Here is a 3,467-nt window from a genome sequence, read left to right on the forward strand (position 1 = left end):
CGGCGGCGTACGCGGTGCTGGCGTACGCGTACACGACGGCGTGAGGCGGGTCCGTACGGGACGGGGCGACGCCCCGCCGTCAGGCGTCGTCGCCCGCCAGGACGTCGTCGGCGTCCGCGATCCGGTACGCGTACCCCTGCTCGGCGAGGAACCGCTGCCGGTGCGCGGCGAAGTCCTGGTCGATGGTGTCGCGCGCGACGAGCGAGTAGAACCGCGCCTCGTGCCCGTCCTCCTTGGGCCGCAGCACGCGGCCGAGGCGCTGCGCCTCCTCCTGCCGCGAGCCGAACGTGCCCGAGACCTGGATGGCGACCGTCGCCTCCGGCAGGTCGACGGAGAAGTTCGCGACCTTCGAGACGACGAGGACGCTTATCTCGCCGCTGCGGAAGGCGTCGAAGAGCTTCTCGCGGCGGGCGTTGGTCGTCTCGCCCTTGATGACGGGCGCGTCCAGGTGCTCGCCCAGCTCGTCGAGCTGGTCGATGTACTGCCCGATGACGAGCGTCTGCTCGCCCGCGTGCCGGGCGACGAGCGCCTCGGCGACCTTGCGCTTCGTGTCGGTGGTGGCGCAGTAGCGGTACTTCTCCTCCGGCTCCGCGGTGGCGTAGGCCAGCCGCTCGGCGTCGGTGAGGTTGACCCGCACCTCGACGCAGTCCGCGGGCGCGATGTAGCCCTGCGCCTCGATCTCCTTCCACGGGGCGTCGAAGCGCTTGGGCCCGATGAGCGAGAACACGTCGGACTCGCGGCCGTCCTCCCGTACGAGCGTGGCCGTCAGCCCGAGCCGGCGGCGCGCCTGGAGGTCGGCGGTGAACTTGAAGACGGGCGCGGGCAGCAGGTGCACCTCGTCGTAGACGATCAGGCCCCAGTCGCGGGAGTCGAACAGCTCCAGGTGCGGGTAGACGCCTTTGCGGCGGGTCGTCAGCACCTGGTACGTGGCGATGGTGACCGGGCGGATCTCCTTGCGGGCGCCGCTGTACTCGCCGACCTCGTCCTCGGTCAGCGAGGTGCGGCGCAGCAGCTCGCTCTTCCACTGCCGCGCGGCGACGGTGTTGGTCACGAGGATCAGCGTCGTCGCCTTCGCCTCGGCCATCGCCCCGGCGCCCACCAGCGTCTTGCCCGCCCCGCAGGGCAGCACGACGACGCCGGAGCCGCCGTGCCAGAAGCCTTCGACGGCCTGCTTCTGGTACGGGCGCAGCCCCCAGCCCTCCTCGACGAGCGCGATCGGGTGGGCCTCCCCGTCCACGTACCCCGCGAGGTCCTCGGCGGGCCAGCCGAGCTTCAGCAGGGCCTGCTTGATCTGCCCGCGCTCGGAGGGGTGCACGGCGACGGTGTCGTCGTCGAGCCGCGCGCCGACCAGCGGCCGGATCCGCTTGGACCGCAGGATCTCCTCCAGCACCGGCCGGTCGGTGGTGGACAGCACGAGGCCGTGCACGGGGTCCTTGGCGAGCGTCAGCCGCCCGTAGCGCGCCATGGTCTCGGCGACGTCCACGAGCAGCGCGTGCGGCACGGGGTAGCGGGAGTACGTGACGAGGGCGTCCACGACCTGCTCGGCGTCGTGTCCGGCGGCGCGTGCGTTCCACAGGCCGAGCGGTGTGACGCGGTAGGTGTGGATGTGCTCCGGGGCGCGCTCCAGCTCGGCGAAGGGCGCGATGGCGCGCCGGCACTCCTCCGCCAGCTCGTGGTCGACTTCCAGCAGGAGCGTCTTGTCCGACTGCACGATCAGACAGGACATGCGGACCTCCTCCCCCTGCTGCCGCGCCCGGGCCGGGACACCCGGGAGACTCTGGACTCGTAGAAACTCGGGAAACTCGGGAAACAGGGAAGTCTACCTCGGCGCGGCGCAGGCGTGCGGCGCTCCGGACGCCGGTCCGGCGGCGGTCCCGGGGAGGTCCCGGCGAGGCCCCGCGCGGCCGTCAGCTCATGGCCTTCCTCACCAGCTCGGTGACCGCCTTCTCGTGGGCGGGCGTCAGCTCGGTGATGGCGAAGGCGGTCGGCCACATGGTGCCGTCGTCGATGTGCGCGGCGTCGTTGAAGCCGAGGGTCAGGTACCGCGAGGAGAACTTGTCCGCGGACTGCACGAAGCAGACGATCTTCCCGCCCTTGCCGTTCTTTGCGCCCGAGGCGTACGCGGGCATCCCGTACCACAGGCGCGGCGACAGCTCGGGCGCCGCCTCGGTGATGAGGGTGTGCAGCCTGCCGGCGATGGTCCGGTCGGACTCCGGCATCTCGGCGATCTTCTCCAGCAGCTCGGCCACCGGGTCCGTCTTGGGGCCGCCGCGCTTGTTCTTCTTGATCTCCTTCGCGCGGTCCTTCATGGCCGCGATCTCCGCTTCGGTGAAGCCCTCGTACGACTCGCCCTCGTCGGTCGTGGCTGCCTTCTTCGCGTCCGCCATAGCAGTACCTTTCTGGGGTCTGACCTGGTCCGCAACTCAGCCTACGAAGAATCAGCGGCGACGACTTCTCGAAAACTGACCGCTCGGTCGACCGCTGGAGTGACGCCGAAGGAGGCCGGCCGTGGCACGCACCCGCCGTCTGATCCCGACCCCGCCGGAGACCGTCTGGGACCTGCTGAGCGACGGCCACCGCTACGGGGAGTGGGTCACCGGCACCCGGCAGGTCCTGGCCGCGGAACCGCACTGGCCCGAGGTGGGCGCCCGGCTGCGGGTCCGCGTCGGCGTCGGGCCGCTGGCGCTCGACGACACCTGCGTCGTCCGCGTCTGCGAGCCGGTGCGGCGGCTGGAGCTGGAGGCGAAGGCCGACCCCTTCGGGGCGGCCCGGATCGCGATGCGGCTGGAGCCGTGGGGCGGGCACACGCTGTTCTTCCTGGACTGGCACCCGCTGCGCGGACCGGGGACGAGGATGCACGGCCTGCCGGTGGACTACCTGGTCGCGGTGCGCAACGGAATGATGCTGACGAAGCTGGCGCGCATCGCGGTACGGGAGTACGGGGCGGCGGCCGGCGGCGATGCGGGCGGGGCGGGCGAGGGGGCGGGGGCGGGCGTCAGGCGGGGGTGACCGGCTCCTGGAGTTCGGTGACCCAGTCGGCGTGGCACTCGTGGACTTCGAGGTACAGCTCGCGGGCGTAGCCGGTGGAGCGGTAGCCGTTCGCGTCGATCCAGGCGGCGAGGGCCTGGACCGTCGGCAGGACCGCGTCCATGTCGCCGCGGTGGACGGTGGTGGCCGCGGTGTCGAGCGGCGGGAGGTCGGTGACGGCGAAGTCGTACGCGGGTGAGGCCCCCACGCCGACCTGGAGGCCGGCGTGGACGGTGACCGTGCCGTCGGCGGCGTCCTCGTACCAGGCGACACCCGGGCCGGTCGGCTCGACGCCGGCGGTGTCGAGGCGGCGGCACAGCTCGTCGTACAGGGGCTGGATCACCGGGCCGATGTCGGCCGGCTCGAAGCTCGCGGCGCTGCCGCTCAGCTCGGCGACCCGGACGGCGGGGACGGACTTCAGGACGACGTCGGTGGCGGGC

At 72.2% G+C, this 3,467-nt stretch carries 4 protein-coding genes; 1 reads left to right on the forward strand and 3 read right to left on the reverse strand.

Annotated features, from left to right (window positions below):
* Positions 1–79 precede the first annotated feature (79 nt).
* Together H5J30_RS22685 and H5J30_RS22690 are read right to left on the reverse strand one after the other, a co-directional pair.
* Positions 80–1,726, reverse strand: coding sequence for a DNA repair helicase XPB (locus tag H5J30_RS22685; RefSeq protein WP_181789232.1), 1,647 nt, complete (start codon positions 1,724–1,726; stop codon positions 80–82).
* Between the two features lie 181 nt (positions 1,727–1,907).
* The gene (locus H5J30_RS22690) at positions 1,908–2,387 is read right to left on the reverse strand and encodes an iron chaperone (protein WP_181789233.1); all 480 of its coding nucleotides are present in this window, start codon (positions 2,385–2,387) and stop codon (positions 1,908–1,910) included.
* 121 nt (positions 2,388–2,508) lie between these two features.
* On the opposite strand from H5J30_RS22690, the gene H5J30_RS22695 reads away from it, so the two are divergent.
* Positions 2,509–3,009: an SRPBCC family protein gene (locus H5J30_RS22695; RefSeq protein ID WP_181789234.1), complete on the forward strand. Its 501-nt coding sequence runs from the start codon at positions 2,509–2,511 to the stop codon at positions 3,007–3,009.
* Here H5J30_RS22695 and H5J30_RS22700 read toward each other — a convergent pair.
* Positions 2,996–3,467: GyrI-like domain-containing protein (locus tag H5J30_RS22700; RefSeq protein WP_181789235.1), on the reverse strand; the 472-nt coding region annotated here is incomplete at its 5' end. The two genes, H5J30_RS22695 and H5J30_RS22700, sit on opposite strands and share 14 nt — an antisense overlap.

Source organism: Streptomyces phytophilus, from assembly GCF_013870535.1.
GTDB classification, from domain to species: Bacteria; Actinomycetota; Actinomycetes; order Streptomycetales; family Streptomycetaceae; genus Streptomyces; species Streptomyces phytophilus.

What these genes read in the sequence shown, in the direction of transcription:
- H5J30_RS22685 (WP_181789232.1), bottom strand. Translation starts at nt 1,726, where the DNA reads ATGTCCTGTCTGATCGTGCAGTCGGACAAGACGCTCCTGCTGGAAGTC.
- H5J30_RS22690 (WP_181789233.1), bottom strand. Translation starts at nt 2,387, where the DNA reads ATGGCGGACGCGAAGAAGGCAGCCACGACCGACGAGGGCGAGTCGTAC.